This window comes from Ochrobactrum chromiisoli (assembly GCF_026241335.1).
Classification (GTDB): Bacteria; Pseudomonadota; Alphaproteobacteria; order Rhizobiales; family Rhizobiaceae; genus Brucella; species Brucella chromiisoli.
Genome location: NZ_JAPHAV010000001.1, coordinates 763,184 through 779,742, shown reverse-complemented (window position 1 = coordinate 779,742; position 16,559 = coordinate 763,184). Strand labels below are relative to the sequence as shown.

Sequence of the window (16,559 nt, the reverse complement as noted above, 5' to 3'; positions counted from 1 at the left end):
TCAGGCGATCCGCACCACAGGTTCTGCGCGTTCACTGCCAAATTCCGCAAGAACGGTTTCACCCGCCACAGCCGTCTGGCCAATAGCCACACGAACAGATGCACCGGCTGGCAGATAGACATCAACGCGCGAGCCAAAACGGATTAGGCCGAAGCGTTCGCCCACGCTAAGATTATCGCTTTCGCGCGACCAACAAACGATGCGGCGTGCAACCAGACCTGCGATCTGCACAACGCCGACTTTACCGTTTGCGCTGTCGATAAGAACGGAATTACGCTCATTATCGGTGCTGGCCTTGTCGAGTTCAGCATTGAGGAACTTGCCCGGACGGTGGAAAATCTTCTCGATCTTACCACGCACTGGTGCACGGTTGATGTGAACGGAAAACACATTCATAAAAACCGAAATACGCATCAGCGGCTCTGCACCGAGTTCCAGTTCTGCGGGTGGCACAGCCGGGCCGACAAAAGAAACCTTGCCATCAGCCGGACTAATCACAAGATCATCGGCAATCGGCGTTACACGTTCAGGATCGCGGTAGAAATAGATACACCAGATGGTGAGAACGAGGCCGATCCAGAACAACGGATTCCACAGCCAGCCCAGAATGAGCGAAACCACGAAAAACGCCGCGATAAACGGGTAGCCTTCACGATGGATCGGCACGAAAGTGTTTCGAATTGTATCAGACAGGCTCATCGCTTTTCCTTTAAGTTTGGCCGTTTTTACCTCATCCTGCCCAAAATCCAAATTGATTTCGAAAATTATTCACGGCTGTCAGGCCGCGTGATCCTATCACGCCTTATGGCCAGTAATTCGTATAGCGCGCGAAAATGATAAAGAGCGCAAAGAGGATCACAGCCGAGATCACAAAAACACAGGCGATTTTATACACGCTCCACACCAGCCACAGCGAAAATCTGATCATTTGCCTTCCTTGTGCAAATACTGGCTTCTCGACTCGTCTGTAAAAACGTGTGCAACGAAATTTGCTGTCCACTCACCCATAATTTCGTATGGCGTTCCACCCACCTCCAGGTCCTCTTCGAACCAGTTTGGGGTGTCAAAGGATCCTTGAACCTATCTGTAAAGTAGAATTGACTTTCGCCACTAATTAGCAACATGGCACCTTGCGTTTCAACGTCCCCGTTAAAATAACCATATACGCCGGCTGCTCCATGTGAGAATTGAATAGGTTTAAAGTCATAATTTCATTCAAAAATTATACCAGAGTGCCCCCACCCCGCGTTCTCGAGCTTTGCTTGCAATCTGCCCTGACAACCGACGAAATACACCTTCTTTTCCATCGTGATAAGCATAATGTTCCGCAATCTCTCGCAAATGGCCTATTTCCAACAAAGTTACCGGGCGGCCATTCCCATAATAATAATGCTTCACGAAATCCGAATTACTCCAGCGACCATAAGATGCTGCAAGACTCGATGAAAAATTATGCGTTGCATACTCTGTTGCCCCTTCGACATATGGCTCAGCGATACATCGCAATTATACTCTTCACCGGGATGGCCAGTCACAGGCCGTTCATTCCATGAGAATAATTTGCCGTCATTGGCAGCATGTTCGCTTCGCACGCGGCCATCACGCTTTGTACGCCAAATATAATGTGTGGTGCTCTGCTCCTCAGCACCAACATTCGCTTTGTGTGACACTGCTTGATGATAACGCGTCAGATACCGAAGAAACTTTTCTTCGGTGTGTGAAGCATCCATAATTTCGTTCCAAACACGAGGAACACTGCCATGTTTGATGTAGTGACTGAAAGCTTCCCGACGGCTTAATTCATTCAACCGCTGTCTGCTCTTATCGATCTTCGATAAATATGTATTCATGAGCCCTCTCAAATTACAATTCCTGAGAGGTTAAAGGCGATAGATCCTAAGGGGATAACTTATTCAAAAATTTGTTTTTATCAGGCTGGAAAGTTGCATTTCATCAGCGTGAACGACAACGGCGCTTTTCAAACCATGCAAGATTTTTCAAATTGGGATTATCGAAATTGCGTCGATCACAACGTGGCACCCGGCGATCTCTGTTCGTCACATATAGAAAATTTGGAGACACCCAGTCTTTGTAATAACCATTGCAGTCATCGTTCAATGGTCCCGAGGGGTCAACCTTCCTCCGGGCTTCATGGTCAGAAAGCGGAATAAGTCTATTCATTTCCCCATCGATCAATTTGAGACCACCAGAGCTACGAACCTTAATATAGCGGTCATTAAAGCACATGCTTGAAATTCGAGTTGCAAGACGCGTTTTACCGTCAGATGCATAGAGGTTACTCTGACTCTGTCGTATTGAACCGTAAAATTCACGTTTCACAATCATGCCATTGGGCAAGATAAAACTGTCGGTCAAATAGACAGAAAGCAAAAACAAAATGCGCAAGCTGAGGATAGTTACAATCGTAACGCAGAAAAACTCATAGACCTTCCATATCCACCAGAGTGTCTTTTTCCAAAAAATCTTTTGCATTGTCAGCCCCCGCCGGGACTGACAATGCCTTAAATTTCGATCTCTGCAAAGCGAAATGCAACTCACTCAGCAGCAGGCGCGCCGCGTGTGACAACGCCCATATCATCGTTTTCACGAACCTGACGCAGGCGTTCTTCTGCTTCATCCGCCTCGCGCTGACGGCTCCACATCGACGCATAGAGACCATCCTGCAAAAGCAGATCGCGATGCGTGCCGCGTTCGGCAATCAGGCCATCTTTGAGCACGATGATTTCGTCGGCACTGATCACAGTGGAAAGGCGGTGTGCGATCACCAGCGTCGTGCGGCCCCGGCTGACAATATCAAGTGCCGACTGGATTTCCTGTTCTGTCGCGGTATCAAGCGCCGATGTCGCCTCATCAAGGATCAGGATCGGGGGCGCTTTCAGGATCGTGCGGGCAATGGCTACGCGTTGCTTTTCACCGCCCGAAAGCTTCAGCCCGCGCTCGCCGACCATCGCCTGATAGCCTTCCGGCAGATGTTTGATGAACTGGGAAATCTGCGCCATTTCAGCCGCCTTTTCCACTTCCTGATCGCTTGCATCGGTACGGCCATAACGAATGTTGTAGGCAATCGTATCGTTGAACAGCACCGTATCCTGCGGGACCATGCCGATCACTTTACGAAGGCTTTCCTGCGTCACGTCGCGTACGTCTTGCCCGTCAATCGTGACAGAACCCGACTGCACGTCATAGAAGCGGAACAGCAGACGCGAGATCGTCGATTTGCCCGCGCCGGATGGGCCGACAATCGCCACCGTTTTGCCCGCAGGCACTTCAAAGCTCACGCCTTTCAGGATCGGGCGGTTGGCATCATAGGCAAAATGCACATCGTTGAACCGGATTGCACCCTTATCGACGTGGAGTGGCGCAGCGGTCGGCTTATCCTGCACTTCCTGCTGCACATCGAGAAGGTCAAACATCTGCTCGATATCAGTGAGGCCCTGACGGATTTCGCGATAGATGAAACCAATGAAATTAAGTGGAATGGAGAGCTGCATCAGCATTGCGTTGATGAAGACAAAGTCACCCAGCGACTGCGTGCCAGCCTGCACCTCGCGTGCCGACATGACCATAACAATCGCCATACCAACACCAAAGATCACAGCCTGACCAAAGTTCAGCCAGCCAAGTGACGTCCAGGTCTTTGTCGCCGCATCTTCATAACGCGCCATGGACGCATCGAAGCGCTTGGCTTCCATGGTCTCATTGCCAAAATATTTAACGGTTTCGAAGTTGAGCAGCGAATCGATGGCCTTTGTGTTGGCATCGGTATCGGAATTATTCATTTCGCGGCGAATATTGATGCGCCAGTCACTCGCCTTAATCGTGAACCACGTATAGGCAACCACAGTCAGGGCCACGACCAGCAGATAGGAAAAGCCGTAGGCGTAGGCGAAAATCACCGCTGTCAGTGCAAATTCGAGAATAGTCGGCAGCGTGTTGAGGATTGTGAAACGAACAATCGTTTCAATACCCTTGGTGCCGCGCTCAATAACGCGCGAAAGTCCGCCCGTGCGCCGCTCCAAGTGGAAGCGCAACGAAAGCTGGTGCATATGCACAAAGGTCTTATAGGCAAGCTGGCGCACAGCATATTGCCCGACACTGGCAAACAGCGCATCGCGTAGCTGATTGAGACCCGCCTGTATGATCTTGGCTGCATTATAGGCCAGAACCAGCATAACCGCGCCAATGAGGACAACTGGAATATAGTCCGGTGCATCAAGCTGACCGTTCAGCGCATTCGTCACCCATTTGAAAAAATAGGGAACGAGGATCAGCACGATCTTGGAAATCACCAGAAAGAACGTTGCCCAAACCACGCGCATACGCAGATCCGGCCGCTCGTTTGGCCACATATAGGGCCAGAGATTTCGCAATGTCTTGAGCGTTTCGCCGGAATCGGCGGAAACCGTTTTAGGGGAACTCATGGTGTATCTTTCAAATCAGACGGTTTTTTCGCAGCAGCCATTTCGAAAAGCTGCAAGGTGCGAACGAATAAGGGTCAGTTGCTGCCAGTTGACGCTGTAGCGGGAGGTCTGGCGGTCAGGCCGGTAGTTAACAAGACCAGCCTGTACGAGAACTTTGAGATGCTGCGACACGGTGGACTGCGCAAGGTCAAGCCGACCGACAATGTCCTTGCAGCAGCAGGCATCCTCAAGAATAAGCTGTCGCAGAATGTGAATGCGCACCGGATGACCGAGCGCTGCATAAATGCGCGCTGCAAGATCGTCATCCACGCCCGGAAAAACATCGGTCATCGTTTCTAGGGAAATCTTCATCGTAGATCGACGATATACGATTATACTCAAAAAAGCAATGTAATGCAGCACCCTTTTCTAAAGGGTGCTGCATTTAAAAACAGATTTTGCCGTTCTCGGTCAGTCGGAAGAATTCTTCAGGCGGCGCTTCACCTCATCATCAGCAAGCGGCTGCTGCGGCATGACAAAAACCTGTCCCGGTAAAATCAGGTCGGGATTACGGATCTGGTCGCGATTGGCGAGATAAATCGTGGTATAACGCGTGCCATAGCCGTAAGTGCGTTTGGAAATGGTCCAAAGGTTATCCCCCTTACGGATGATCACCGAGCCTTCCACCTTTTGTAAAGGCGCGCCACTGGCCGCATTTTGCGCAGCATCATTCTGACCGCTCGTTCCCGGTGCAACAGCCGAAACATTCTGGCCAGCCTCACGGCGGAACGGCACGCGGGCCGTCGCGATCACCCGCCCGTTCGCATTGAGCAGATCGGCGCGGATAATGTAATCACCCACGGCAAGCGGCTTCTGGCTTTCAACCAGAAAGCGGCCCTCTGGCGAAATCGAGCTGGAGCCCAGAAGAATCTCATTGGCATTCACGACAACGCGGCTGCCCTCTGGCGAGCCTTTGGCGCTGCCTGCAACAAACACCTTGTTGCCTTCAATTTCGACGGCTTCAATGCCAAGCGGCGCATCGGGGTCAGCTTTCGCCTGCGGCACCGACTGTGAGGGCGCTGCACCTGCATCCGTCGATGACGCGCTTTGCTCGACAGGCGCTTCCGGCTTCGTGATCAAACGGCTTGCCTGCCCCGGTTCTTCGACAAGGGCCAGAACCTGACCATTGCTGTTATCAGGTACAGAAACGATCGCCGTCTGTGCAGAGGTTGCAACGGTGCCACCTGATCCGCCAGCGCGCAGCACAAGCTGATGATCACCGGGTTTGAGCGGCTGATCGAGAACGATCGCAAAATCGCCATTTGGCCCGGCCTTTGCCGTTCCAACAACTCTGGAGCCAGAAAGGATTTCAACATCGGCATTGGCTGCCGCCTGTCCTGCAATCACAACGGAACCGTCAGATTCGACACGCAGGATGTCAAAAACCGGTACTTTTGCCTCGTTGGGCGTTTCCGGCGTTGCAACTTGCGCTGTCGGCTCGGAAAGCTGTTGTGGCTGAACTGCCGCCGGTTTCTCAGGTTCGGCTGTAGCAACAGGGGCCTGCTCTTCCGCAGGTTTTTGCGCGCTGCCGGTTTCGGGCGCCTTTGCGGCAATATCCGAACCCGGTACAGCGCCTTGCTCCTTCAGCGAGTTCCAATAATACGCGCCCCCGCCCAGAATAAGGACGAGAAGAATACCGATAATTCCATATCTATAATTTTGCATTTCGGCATGAAACCCATATGAGTAAGTTAACTAAAGGGTTTACCGCTTTTTTTAACGCCTCACAAGAAGTGGAGCCGAACCGTGCTTTCCACCGCAGATATTATTCTTCTGTACAGCTTATTGGTTTTTCCTGATCAGGATCATCCATAAGGTTATAGAGATCCGCGGTTTCGCCTTTGGTCCACCAGATATAAACCCCGCCCGCATATTTGGCACCCGAACCTGCGAGAACATTGGCAGCAATAACTGAATTATCTTCCATTTCGAGCTGCACAAGAGAGTTTTCACCTGCATTATAATAGGTGGCCGAAATGCTTTGATCGCCGCATTTATAAAGAACGGAGTTTTCCGTTACTTCAACATCATCAGACAAAGGGATGGTAATCTCTCCAGCCATAGCCCCCGATGCCGCGAGCGAAAACCCCGCCAACAAAGCCCATTTCTTCATGCCATCCGACTCCTTGTCAAAATTTCACCTCTCCAGAAGTATAGCTATCGTGTTAAAAGTCCAGCCACAGCTTGACGCTCAAACGCCAAAGGCGCACAAGAAATCATGTCTCAGATTCGATCCATTTGTGTTTATTGCGGCTCTTCAACGGGCCTGAATCCCATCTATCGTGAAGCGGGCCTGACGCTTGGGCGCTCGCTTGCGGACAACGGCATACGCCTTGTTTATGGCGGCGGAACGCGCGGCATTATGGGCGCGGTTGCTGAAGGCGTGATGAAGGCTGGCGGCGAAGTCACCGGCATCATTCCGACCTTCCTGCTCGACAAGGAAGCGAGCCTTGAAAAGGCACAGGAGCTGACCGAGCTGATCGTTGTTGGCGATATGCACGAGCGCAAGCATCTGATGTTTCAGAAGTCAGACGCGTTTGTCACCCTCCCCGGCGGCATCGGCACGGTTGAAGAAATCGTGGAAATGATGACATGGGCGCAGCTTGGCAAGCATCGCAAGCCGATGGTTTTTGCCAATATCAACAATTTCTGGCAGCCGATGCTCACTTTGCTTGAACATATGACGAATGAGGGCTTTCTGCACACAGCCCATCAGGTGAAACCGCTGGTGATTGATCAGGCTGAGGACATCGTGCCTGCAATCCTGGCTGCCAATGGCCGTGCACATGAAGGCGATCCAAAGATCATCGAAAAGATGTAATCGCCGCTCTGCACGAGACGCATAATGAAAAAGGGCGGAGCAATCCGCCCTTTTTATCAGCGTGCAACCTATGCATTCACTGCCTTTAATGCAGATTCACGCTCATCGCTACTCAGTTCAAGACACTCAAACTTCTCATCCAGCAGAACCGGCAGGGATGCCTGCGGATGTATGGCAACAATGCCATAGGTCTCATCTTCGGCTTCCACATAACGCATAAACGGTGCTTCTTTTTTCGAGAACCGCGAAACGATGTTCTTTTTCTTATGCACCGGATCAAGCGGATTATAAGTGATATTCGTTGCGCCCAAGTGCTTCTTGCTGGCAGTAATTTTCGCCCAGGCAAAGCGCAATGCAGCAGCCGATTTCATCGCCGATGCGCTGCCCGTGATACGGATGAAGCGAACCAGAAACAGAATGGCCATCGCGAGCATGATCGCAAACAGGCCAAGATCAAAAGCCAGACGGTTCCAGAATTCGTCAATGGCGAGTGTCAGCGTGACATTTTCCGGATCGGAACGCTGCATCACAACATCCGTTTCGTAATCACCACTCGAAAAGCTCACAAATGAGAATTCAACTTTTTTGACGCGACGTTCGCCTTCATAGTCATAGACAATGCCAGCTTTGCAGTTAACAGTCATTTTTTTTGACCGGCACTGACCATCCATAATGTTGGCGTCCTCTAAAATGACCGGATCGTTCATAATCAGGTGATCTTTGTAGAGGCCCGGAAACCATGCAAAAGCAACGCCAATACTCGCAAAGGCGAAGACGATGCTAAGAAACGGGTACAGCAAGCGGTGCGCTAGCCCGTGCTTTTTTATTTTAATTTCACGAGCAGGAAAAACGCCGTTCAGATCCGGCAATGAAGTGTGTTCAGTCATTTTATAATCGTCTATCGCAGGGCGCTGTTCACAAAGGGGAGGAAAGAACCGCGCCGGTGATACGTCTTGCAGCCTGTCGGCAAAAATCTGCACAAAACGCGATATGAACATGGCAATGCGACGCACAGAAACGTCCCATGCACGGCCATGAAATGAAAAACCTGAATGGCGAATATCACTCATTCAGGCCCTTATCTTTTAGCAATGTCGAATTTTACCGCAATATTGCGAGATCAGCTGATCCGGAAAAACAACGACCAGTCAGTAACAATTATAGACACCGTGACTCCGAATGTGAGGCCGCGGCAGTGTTTATTTCTTCACCAGTGTCGCCACCGCTTCAACATGGGGCGACCACAGAAACTGGTCAATCGGCGTGACACGCGTGATGCGATAACCGCCTTTCACCAGAATGGCGAGATCGCGCGCAAGTGTTACAGGGTTGCACGAAATCGCGACAACCTTTTCCACCTTCGACTTTGCCAGCTCAAGCGCCTGTTCTTCTGCACCCGCACGCGGCGGATCGAAAACCACCGCATTGTAAGGCAGCAATTCCTTCGGCATCAGCGGGCGGCGGAACAGATCGCGGCGTTCAACGGTTACGGGCTTCAAGCCCTGCACGTGGCGCACGCCGCGATCAAGCGCCGCGAGTGCTGGCGCATCGTTTTCAACGGCGTGCACGGCACTCTTTTCGGCAATGCGCAGCGCAAATGTACCAACACCGCAGAAGAGATCTGCCACGCGTTTCGCTTTGCCAAGATGTGCCTGCACCAGCGACACCATCGCCTCTTCGGCATCAACCGTTGCCTGCAAGAAGCAACCCGGCGGCACCGGAACCGGCACTTTGCCAAAATGAATGACCGGCTTTTTGGGCTCGACGATGATTTCGCCTTCATGCGAAAGGCGTGCAAAGTCCTTTTTCATCATAAGGGCGGTGAGCGCACGGCGCTGCTCGTCGCTGAGCGTGCCACAGCCACTTGCTGCAAGATCAAGCCCGGAGGCCGTAACAGTCGCGGCCAGTTTGAACGGCTTTGAGCCCGGAGCAATCAGTGCGCCCACTTCGCGCAGATCATCAAGGCGCGCAATAATTTCCGGCACGGTAACCGCGCATTCGACAATATCGATGATTTCGTGGCTCTGGTGACGGTTAAAACCGAGCAGCACGCCTTTTTCCGTCTTGCGTGCAGCGAAAGTCGCTCGGCGGCGCGATTGCGGCTTGCAAGTAACCAGCGCATCCACTTGCACATCAAGGCCACGGCCCTTCAAGGCTGAGACCACAAGTTCGCGCTTCCATGCGCGGTAAGGCTCGTCCTGCCAGTGTTGCAAAGCGCAGCCACCGCAATCTTCAAAATGCTGGCAGGCAGGGTCTTGGCGTTCAGCAGACGTTTCAAGCAACGCGATTACCGTGGCGCGGTTTTTGTCACGCGCAACATTGGCCACTTCGCCCGGCAGCGTGAAAGGGACAAAAAGCTGGCCATCTGAAAGATTGGCAACGCCATCGCCGCCCGCACCCATCGAGCGGATTGTTACCTGGGTCGTCATTGGTCTTTCTTTCCTGCCAAGAGATATTCACGATTGCCATCGCCACCTTCAATAGGCGACGGACAGAGGCCAAGAGCGCGCCAGCCGGGCTGCGTTTCAAGCCATGATTTCAATTCTTCCGCAATGCGTTCGCCGTCTTTCGGATCACGCAGAATGCCGCCTTTGCCGATAGCCTCACGCCCGGCTTCAAACTGCGGCTTTACGAGAAGCGCGCAGATAGCATCTTTTTGTGCCTGCGCCAATGCCGGAGGCAATGCGAGTTTCAATGAAATGAAACTGACGTCCGACACCACACAATCGACGTCGCGTCCATCAAGATGGGAAATCTCAAGCGCGCGGGCATTAACCCCCTCGCTGTTTGTCACGCGTGGGTCATTGCGCAGGCTTTCATGCAACTGATCATGACCGACATCTATGGCAAGCACATGGGTCGCGCCGCGCTCCAGCAAAACCTGCGTGAAGCCGCCAGTTGACGCGCCTATATCAAGCGCGGTGCGCCCCTTCACATCAAGGCCAAAATAATCAAGGGCTGCTATAAGCTTCAACGCACCGCGCGAAACATAGCTGCTTGCCGGATCATCGACAATGATTTTGACGGTGCGCGCAACCGTCTGCCCCGGCTTGGTGACGGGCTTGCCGTCAACCTTCACTGTGCCGCGCAAAATTGCATCGCGCGCACGCGAACGCGTTGCAAACAAGGCAAGCTCGACCAGCAACTGATCGAGCCGCACGCTTTTATCTTGCGTGAAATCAGGCACGGAAGGATGCTGTCACTTCTTCGCGGCCCAAAGCTGCAAAGACGCTATGGACAATACCGGCACGGTCAAGACCGGCATTGGCATACATGACTTCCGGCTTGGCATGATCCTGATAAGTGTCTGGCAGGGTCAGCACACGCACTTTCAGGCCGCGATCAAGCAGCCCGTCGGTGGCGAGGAATTGCAGCACATGGGCGGCAAAACCACCAGCCGCACCTTCTTCAATCGTCACCAGCACTTCATGCTCACGCGCAAGGCGACGAATGAGATCCTGATCAAGCGGCTTGGCAAAACGTGCATCGGCAACCGTTGTCGAAAGACCTGCCGCAGCAAGCTCGTCAGCAGCGCTCAGGCATTCCTGCAAACGCGTACCGAAGGAGAGAAGTGCCACTTTGGTACCTTCGCGCACGATACGGCCCTTACCGATTTCAAGCACCGAACCACGTTCCGGCAGTTCCACGCCGACACCATCGCCACGCGGATAGCGGAAGGAAATCGGGCCTTCATCATAGTCCGCAGCCGTGCGCACCATATGGCGTAGTTCGGCTTCGTCGGATGCAGCCATAACCACAAAGCCCGGAAGGGCCGCGAGGAAACCGGTATCGAACGAACCGGCATGCGTTGGGCCATCGGCCCCCACCAGACCGGCACGGTCGATGGGAAAACGCACAGGCAGATTCTGGATCGACACGTCGTGCACGACCTGATCATAGCCCCGCTGAAGGAAAGTCGAGTAGATCGCACAGAACGGCTTATAGCCTTCCGTTGCAAGGCCTGCGGCAAAGGTCACCGCATGTTGCTCGGCAATGCCGACATCGAAAATGCGTTTCGGAAAAGCTTCACCAAAAAGATCAAGGCCGGTGCCGGTTGGCATCGCAGCCGTCACTGCAACGATCTTGTCGTCATGGCGGGCTTCTTCAATCAGGCTGGTGGCGAAAATCTTGGTATAGCTTGGTGCATTTGCTGGCGGCTTTGCCTGCTTGCCAGTGATCACGTCAAACTTGTTGACGCCGTGATATTTGTCGGCAGCGGCCTCAGCGGGCGCATAGCCCTTACCCTTCTGCGTTACCACATGGATCAGCACCGGACCTTCCTGCGTGTCACGCACATTTTTGAGAACGGGCAGCAGATGGTCTAGGTTGTGACCGTCAATCGGGCCGACATAATAAAAGCCCAACTCTTCAAACAGCGTGCCACCAGTGAAAAAAGCGCGCGTAAATTCTTCCGATTTGCGTGCCTTGTCCTGCAAAAACTTCGGCAGTTTCTTGGCAACCTGTTTGGCAGCATCACGCACGCTGCGATAGGTCTTGCCGGAAACAAGACGCGCCAGATAAGCGCTCATGGCACCCGTTGGTGGTGCAATCGACATATCATTGTCGTTGAGGATCACGATCAGGCGCGCATCAAGCGCACCGGCATTGTTCATCGCTTCATAGGCCATACCAGCCGACATGGAGCCATCGCCGATCACTGCAATCACATTGCGCTTTTCGCCCGAAAGATCGCTTGCCACAGCCATACCAAGACCCGCCGAAATGGAGGTCGAGGAATGGGCTGCGCCAAAGGGGTCATATTCGCTCTCGGTTCGCTTGGTAAAACCAGAGAGGCCGCCTTCCTGTCTGAGAGTTCGAATGCGGTCGCGACGTCCTGTCAGAATTTTGTGCGGATAGGCCTGATGCCCCACATCCCAGATGATACGATCATGCGGCGTGTCAAAAACGTGATGCAGCGCGATGGTGAGTTCCACCACACCAAGCCCCGCCCCAAGATGCCCGCCGGTGGTCGAAACAGCATCGACCAGCTCGGCGCGCAATTCTTCCGCAAGCTTTGGCAAATCCTGTTCCGGCAATGCGCGAAGGGCTTCCGGGGTCGGCGCCTTATCGAGCAATGGGGTGATGGGTCGGGACATGAAAACAACCTGTTCTGGTTCGATTTTTATTTGTCGGTATAGCAGCAGTCAGCACAGATCAAGCTTACCGGGGCCCGGCGAGACATGTTGTCCTATACGATAGCTTTTTGTTTTTATCGCATTATGCAACGCAAAACCGCTTCACACTTTTGCTGGAAATGCTCCATCATTCCGGCAAAGGTATGAACTCTTCTTCATCGCCCGGCACAATATCAAAGCGACCGCTACGCCATTCTTCCTTGGCCTGCTCAATGCGTTCTCTCGAAGACGAGACAAAATTCCACCAGACATAGCGTTTTGAACCAAGCGTTGCACCACCGAACAACATAAAATGCGCGCCTTCAGGGCCAGCCTGTACAACAATATCATCGCCCGGACGAAACGCCAGCAGCCGATCAGGCGGGAACACCTCGCCCCCAATGCCAACATTGCCGCGCAGCGTATAGATCGCGCGTTCTTCGGTTGTTGGCGGAATGTGAAAGCGTCCGCCGGGCAACACGTCAATATCTGCATACAATGTTTCAGCATGCTGGATAACGGGAGATGAAACGCCGTGCATCGAGCCAATGATGAGGCGCCCGTTAAACTCGGGGTCTTCCATCAGCGGCAATTCAGGCGAATTGGTATGATAAAAATGCGGATCGCTCTCTTCAAATTGCTCCGGCAATGCCAGCCATGTCTGCACACCGGAGATCGACAGCGGTCCATCCCGCTCTTCTTCCGGCGAGCGCTCAGAATGCACGATGCCGCGACCAGCGGTCATCAAATTCACATCACCCGGACGGATCACCATTTCCGTGCCAAGGCTATCACGATGGCGGATATGGCCGTCGAAAAGATACGTGACTGTTGAAAGACCAATATGCGGATGCGGGCGCACATCCAGCGCGTCACCGTCCTTTAAAACAGCCGGTCCCATACGATCAAAGAAAATAAATGGCCCAACCAGACGCCTGCGCACAGTCGGCAAAGCACGGCGAACTTCCAGCCCGCCAATATCGCTTGTGCGTGGGATTACCAGCGTTTCGATTGCATCCACGGTTGTCTTGTCTCCAAGCACCGGATCAGGACAGGGGAAGAAACTCATCAGGCTGCCACCAATAAAAGCGCACCGGCAAGCCGTTTGCCGTTGCGTGACCTTAAAAAAGATAGGGCTATATCAGCGATTGTGCAACAGGCGCGACAATTCGTTCGTGTCTGGCACTTGCCCATTTGTAGTGAGCTTATCGACCAATCCCGGCAGCACCTGAGAGAGCTGATTAAGCAACTCCTGCTGATCAATACCGGCATGGGCTGCAATTTCGCTCAAAGTCTTCTGGCCAAGCGCATCGCCAAGCTGTCCCGGCTCAATCTGATGATTGCTGCCCTGCCCGACCCAGGAATCCACCTTGTCACCAAGACCTGCCTGTTTGAGCTGATCAAGCAGACCACCTAAGCCGCCACCCAATGGGCCGGGTGCTGCGGGTGCCGAGGCTGCTCCGCCACTGGCAAGCGTCCCGCCAAGCAGACCACCGAGCCCACCCAGAATACCGCCGAGCAAGCCGCCGCCATGATCTGCCTGCTGCGCCGACTGATCCGGGATAGGTGCAGGCTGCTCCGGCTCATCACTGTGCCCTTTGAGCATTTTGCCGACAAGCAATGCACCCAATGCAATCAGAACCGGCTTGGCAAGGCTGCCGCCGGGGATCGGCGAGTTGTTGGAATTGTCATCATAGCTTCCCATCACGCGATACTCCCTGTTGGACGCCGTGACTTTATCACGTGCGATTAAGTTAAGGTGAAATAAGTTTTTGCTTTTGACAAGGATTATACCTTGTCAAATCGAAACTATTGTGAAAATTTTCTAATTTCTTGATGCATATTATTATTTTCGCAATCGGAGATATTAGATGTCTGTTATAAGCTGGATTATTCTTGGACTGATTGCCGGCTTCATCGGCAGTAAAATCGTCAACAAAAGCGGTCAGGGTATGTTCTTCGACATTGCATTAGGCATTGTCGGGGCCATCGTTGGCGGTGTCATTTCTTCATTTCTGTTTGGCCGCGGCGTCACAGGTGCCTTCGATCCAATGAGCCTGATCATTGCCATTATCGGCTCTGTCATCGTTTTGTTGGCCTACCATAAGATTACCGGCAAGCGTTCCATCGGCTAAAAAACACGCTATAGTGCAAAGGCTCCGGTTTGTGCCGGAGCCTTTTTATGACGTTATCCACGAAAGCACCTGCACCTTATGGGGTACATCGATCATTACATTGCCGCCTATGGTGCTTTCGCCATCTTCGTGATTGTCTATTTTGAATCTTTTGGCGCACCGCTTCCCGGCGAAAGTGCCCTGATAGCCTGCTCGCTTCTGGCGTTGCATGGCACGCTGGATATCGAACATGTTTTGCTGGCCGTCTTCATTGGTGCAGTTTTAGGAGATTGCACCGGCTATCTGATCGGCCGCTATGGTGGGCGTGCATTGATATTGCGCTATGGATATCTGGTGAAGCTAACGCCTGAGAGGCTTGATCAATTCGAGAAACTTTTCGACACTAAGGGCATCTATGTGGTCGCGACCGCCCGTTTCGTTGTGCTGCTAAGACAGCTTAATGGCGTTGTTGCAGGTTCAATGAAGATGAAGCCACTGCATTTTATTGCCGCAAATGTTGTAGGCGCTGCGGGCTGGACACTCGTCTGGGGGCTTGGCCCGTATCTGCTCAGTGGGGTTCTGGCCCCTTATGCGCATCACCTCAAGAAACTATTTTTTTAGAAAAAGCGAAAATACGTTCGAGCGCATCCCGAAAAGTGTGAAACGGTTTTCGGACAAAGATGCACGTTAAAACAAAGAATTAGAGCACCGATCTGATCCGCTTAAAATAGACGTCCTGAAATGCTGTCAATAAAGCTGTTACTCAAATACAACAGCTAAAAAATATCCCTAGAACTTATATTTTTCTATTGAGGTGTTGCTTCGTCATTAAAACTTCATTGATCTGACATCTAATTGATATTGTTTGTTTTTTAACGCTCTCTATAAGCAGCTCCGTCACACCTCACTTACGGAGACTCTTATGAGGGTTAAGCATTTTCTCTGCGCTTCGGCTGCAGTATTTTCTTTCGCTTCCGTTGCCCAGGCTGCTGATGCGATTGTTGCACCAGAGCCAGAAGCCGTAGAATATGTTCGCGTTTGCGACGCTTACGGCGCGGGCTACTTCTACATTCCGGGCACAGAAACATGCCTTCGCATCCATGGCTATGTGCGTATGGACATCAAGGGCGGCGACAACGTATATGCCAAGAATATTGCAGGTCGTGACCGCGACACCTACGACATTCTGAGCCGTTTCTCGCTCCGCTTCTCGACCGCTTCGGAAACCGAACTGGGAACACTGAAGACCTATGCTGAAACGCGCTTCCAGTACCAGAATGGCGCTGATGCAGGTTCAACCGGCACTCTGCGTTACGGCTACATCCAGCTCGGCGGCCTCCGTGTGGGTCTGGATGAATCGGCATTCGTAACCTTCACCGGCTATCTTGGCGATGTCATCAACGACGACGTTATTCTGGCAGGCGGCACGCGCACCAACGCAATCAGTTACACTTTCAAGGGCGGCAACGGCTTTTCGGCCATCGTTGCGCTTGAACAGGGCGGCAATGGCGATTCCAATGGTTCCGTCACCATCGACGACTACACGCCACATGTGGTTGGTGGTCTGAAGCTCGCTCAGGATTGGGGTTCAATCGCTGGTGTTGCAGCTTACGACGCGCTCAATGAAAAGTGGATGGGCAAGGTTCGCCTCGACGTCAACGTCACCGACCAGTTCTCTATCTGGACACAGGGCGCTTACAAGTCGAACGACGACCACTATATTGCAGGCGTTCGTCAGATCGACAGCTTCTACGGCACTTGGGGCGGCGATTGGGCTGTCTGGGGTGGCGCAAAGTACAAGATCAACAAGAAAGCAGCCTTCAACATTCAGGCGGCTTACGAAGAAGCTGGTCGTTTTGCGGGTACTATGAATGTCGCCTACACGCTCGTGCCGGGCTTCACTGTAACGCCTGAAATCTCGTACACCAAGTGGAACGACAATCACGCCGTTCTGAAGGGCAAAGATGCCGTTCAGGGTATGGTTCGCTTCCAGCGTTCGTTCTAAGCCTACTGGCTTGAAAACAGGGGT

18 protein-coding genes are annotated in these 16,559 nt (G+C 52.6%); 4 read left to right on the top strand and 14 right to left on the bottom strand.

The window, feature by feature from the left end; translation table 11 throughout:
• The 8 genes from OPR82_RS03705 to OPR82_RS03670 form a co-directional block, all read right to left on the bottom strand.
• Positions 1-750, bottom strand: a complete 750-nt coding sequence (locus tag OPR82_RS03705; RefSeq protein ID WP_265983085.1) for a phosphatidylserine decarboxylase — start codon at positions 748-750, stop codon at positions 1-3.
• 52 nt (positions 751-802) lie between these two features.
• Complete coding sequence (locus OPR82_RS03700; protein ID WP_265983084.1) at positions 803-928, bottom strand: hypothetical protein; 126 nt, start codon at positions 926-928, stop codon at positions 803-805.
• 466 nt (positions 929-1,394) lie between these two features.
• Positions 1,395-1,850 (bottom strand): phage minor head protein, encoded by a 456-nt coding sequence (locus OPR82_RS03695; RefSeq protein ID WP_265983083.1) that lies wholly within the window; start codon positions 1,848-1,850, stop codon positions 1,395-1,397.
• A gap of 103 nt (positions 1,851-1,953) precedes the next feature.
• Positions 1,954-2,493, bottom strand: a complete 540-nt coding sequence (locus OPR82_RS03690) for a hypothetical protein (protein ID WP_265983082.1) — start codon at positions 2,491-2,493, stop codon at positions 1,954-1,956.
• A gap of 62 nt (positions 2,494-2,555) precedes the next feature.
• Positions 2,556-4,442, bottom strand: a complete 1,887-nt coding sequence (locus OPR82_RS03685) for an ABCB family ABC transporter ATP-binding protein/permease (RefSeq protein ID WP_265983081.1) — start codon at positions 4,440-4,442, stop codon at positions 2,556-2,558.
• A gap of 15 nt (positions 4,443-4,457) precedes the next feature.
• The gene (locus tag OPR82_RS03680; RefSeq protein WP_265983080.1) at positions 4,458-4,793 is read right to left on the bottom strand and encodes an ArsR/SmtB family transcription factor; all 336 of its coding nucleotides are present in this window, start codon (positions 4,791-4,793) and stop codon (positions 4,458-4,460) included.
• Between the two features lie 99 nt (positions 4,794-4,892).
• Positions 4,893-6,146: a LysM peptidoglycan-binding domain-containing protein gene (locus OPR82_RS03675; RefSeq protein WP_265983079.1), complete on the bottom strand. Its 1,254-nt coding sequence runs from the start codon at positions 6,144-6,146 to the stop codon at positions 4,893-4,895.
• 100 nt (positions 6,147-6,246) lie between these two features.
• Positions 6,247-6,594 (bottom strand): MliC family protein, encoded by a 348-nt coding sequence (locus OPR82_RS03670; RefSeq protein ID WP_265983078.1) that lies wholly within the window; start codon positions 6,592-6,594, stop codon positions 6,247-6,249.
• A gap of 105 nt (positions 6,595-6,699) precedes the next feature.
• Here OPR82_RS03670 and OPR82_RS03665 point away from each other — a divergent pair, with 105 nt between their 5' ends.
• Positions 6,700-7,302, top strand: a complete 603-nt coding sequence (locus tag OPR82_RS03665; RefSeq protein ID WP_265983077.1) for an LOG family protein — start codon at positions 6,700-6,702, stop codon at positions 7,300-7,302.
• A gap of 68 nt (positions 7,303-7,370) precedes the next feature.
• Here the strand turns inward: OPR82_RS03665 and OPR82_RS03660 are convergent, their stop codons facing one another.
• The 6 genes from OPR82_RS03660 to OPR82_RS03635 all read right to left on the bottom strand — a co-directional run bounded on the left by OPR82_RS03660 (position 7,371) and on the right by OPR82_RS03635 (position 14,121).
• Positions 7,371-8,372 carry a hypothetical protein gene (locus tag OPR82_RS03660; protein WP_265983076.1) on the bottom strand — a complete coding sequence of 334 codons (1,002 nt, stop codon included), beginning with the start codon at positions 8,370-8,372 and terminating at the stop codon, positions 7,371-7,373.
• Positions 8,373-8,501: 129 nt separating this feature from the next.
• Positions 8,502-9,731 carry a class I SAM-dependent RNA methyltransferase gene (locus OPR82_RS03655; protein ID WP_265983075.1) on the bottom strand — a complete coding sequence of 410 codons (1,230 nt, stop codon included), beginning with the start codon at positions 9,729-9,731 and terminating at the stop codon, positions 8,502-8,504.
• Positions 9,728-10,489, bottom strand: coding sequence for a TlyA family RNA methyltransferase (locus OPR82_RS03650; protein ID WP_265983074.1), 762 nt, complete (start codon positions 10,487-10,489; stop codon positions 9,728-9,730). The genes OPR82_RS03655 and OPR82_RS03650 overlap by 4 nt, the downstream gene beginning before the upstream one ends.
• Positions 10,482-12,398 (bottom strand): 1-deoxy-D-xylulose-5-phosphate synthase, encoded by a 1,917-nt coding sequence (dxs, locus tag OPR82_RS03645; protein WP_265983073.1) that lies wholly within the window; start codon positions 12,396-12,398, stop codon positions 10,482-10,484. The genes OPR82_RS03650 and dxs overlap by 8 nt, the downstream gene beginning before the upstream one ends.
• Before the next feature lie 166 nt (positions 12,399-12,564).
• Positions 12,565-13,485: a pirin family protein gene (locus OPR82_RS03640; protein ID WP_265983072.1), complete on the bottom strand. Its 921-nt coding sequence runs from the start codon at positions 13,483-13,485 to the stop codon at positions 12,565-12,567.
• 72 nt (positions 13,486-13,557) lie between these two features.
• The gene (locus OPR82_RS03635) at positions 13,558-14,121 is read right to left on the bottom strand and encodes a YidB family protein (RefSeq protein ID WP_265983071.1); all 564 of its coding nucleotides are present in this window, start codon (positions 14,119-14,121) and stop codon (positions 13,558-13,560) included.
• Positions 14,122-14,287: 166 nt separating this feature from the next.
• Here OPR82_RS03635 and OPR82_RS03630 point away from each other — a divergent pair, with 166 nt between their 5' ends.
• The 3 genes from OPR82_RS03630 (at position 14,288) to OPR82_RS03620 (ending at position 16,535) form a co-directional block, all read left to right on the top strand.
• The gene (locus tag OPR82_RS03630) at positions 14,288-14,551 is read left to right on the top strand and encodes a GlsB/YeaQ/YmgE family stress response membrane protein (RefSeq protein WP_265983070.1); all 264 of its coding nucleotides are present in this window, start codon (positions 14,288-14,290) and stop codon (positions 14,549-14,551) included.
• A 78-nt stretch (positions 14,552-14,629) separates the two neighbouring features.
• Positions 14,630-15,151 (top strand): DedA family protein, encoded by a 522-nt coding sequence (locus OPR82_RS03625; protein WP_265983069.1) that lies wholly within the window; start codon positions 14,630-14,632, stop codon positions 15,149-15,151.
• A gap of 301 nt (positions 15,152-15,452) precedes the next feature.
• Entirely contained in the window at positions 15,453-16,535 is a 1,083-nt protein-coding gene (locus tag OPR82_RS03620; RefSeq protein ID WP_265983068.1) for a porin, read from the top strand.
• Positions 16,536-16,559: the final 24 nt, after the last annotated feature.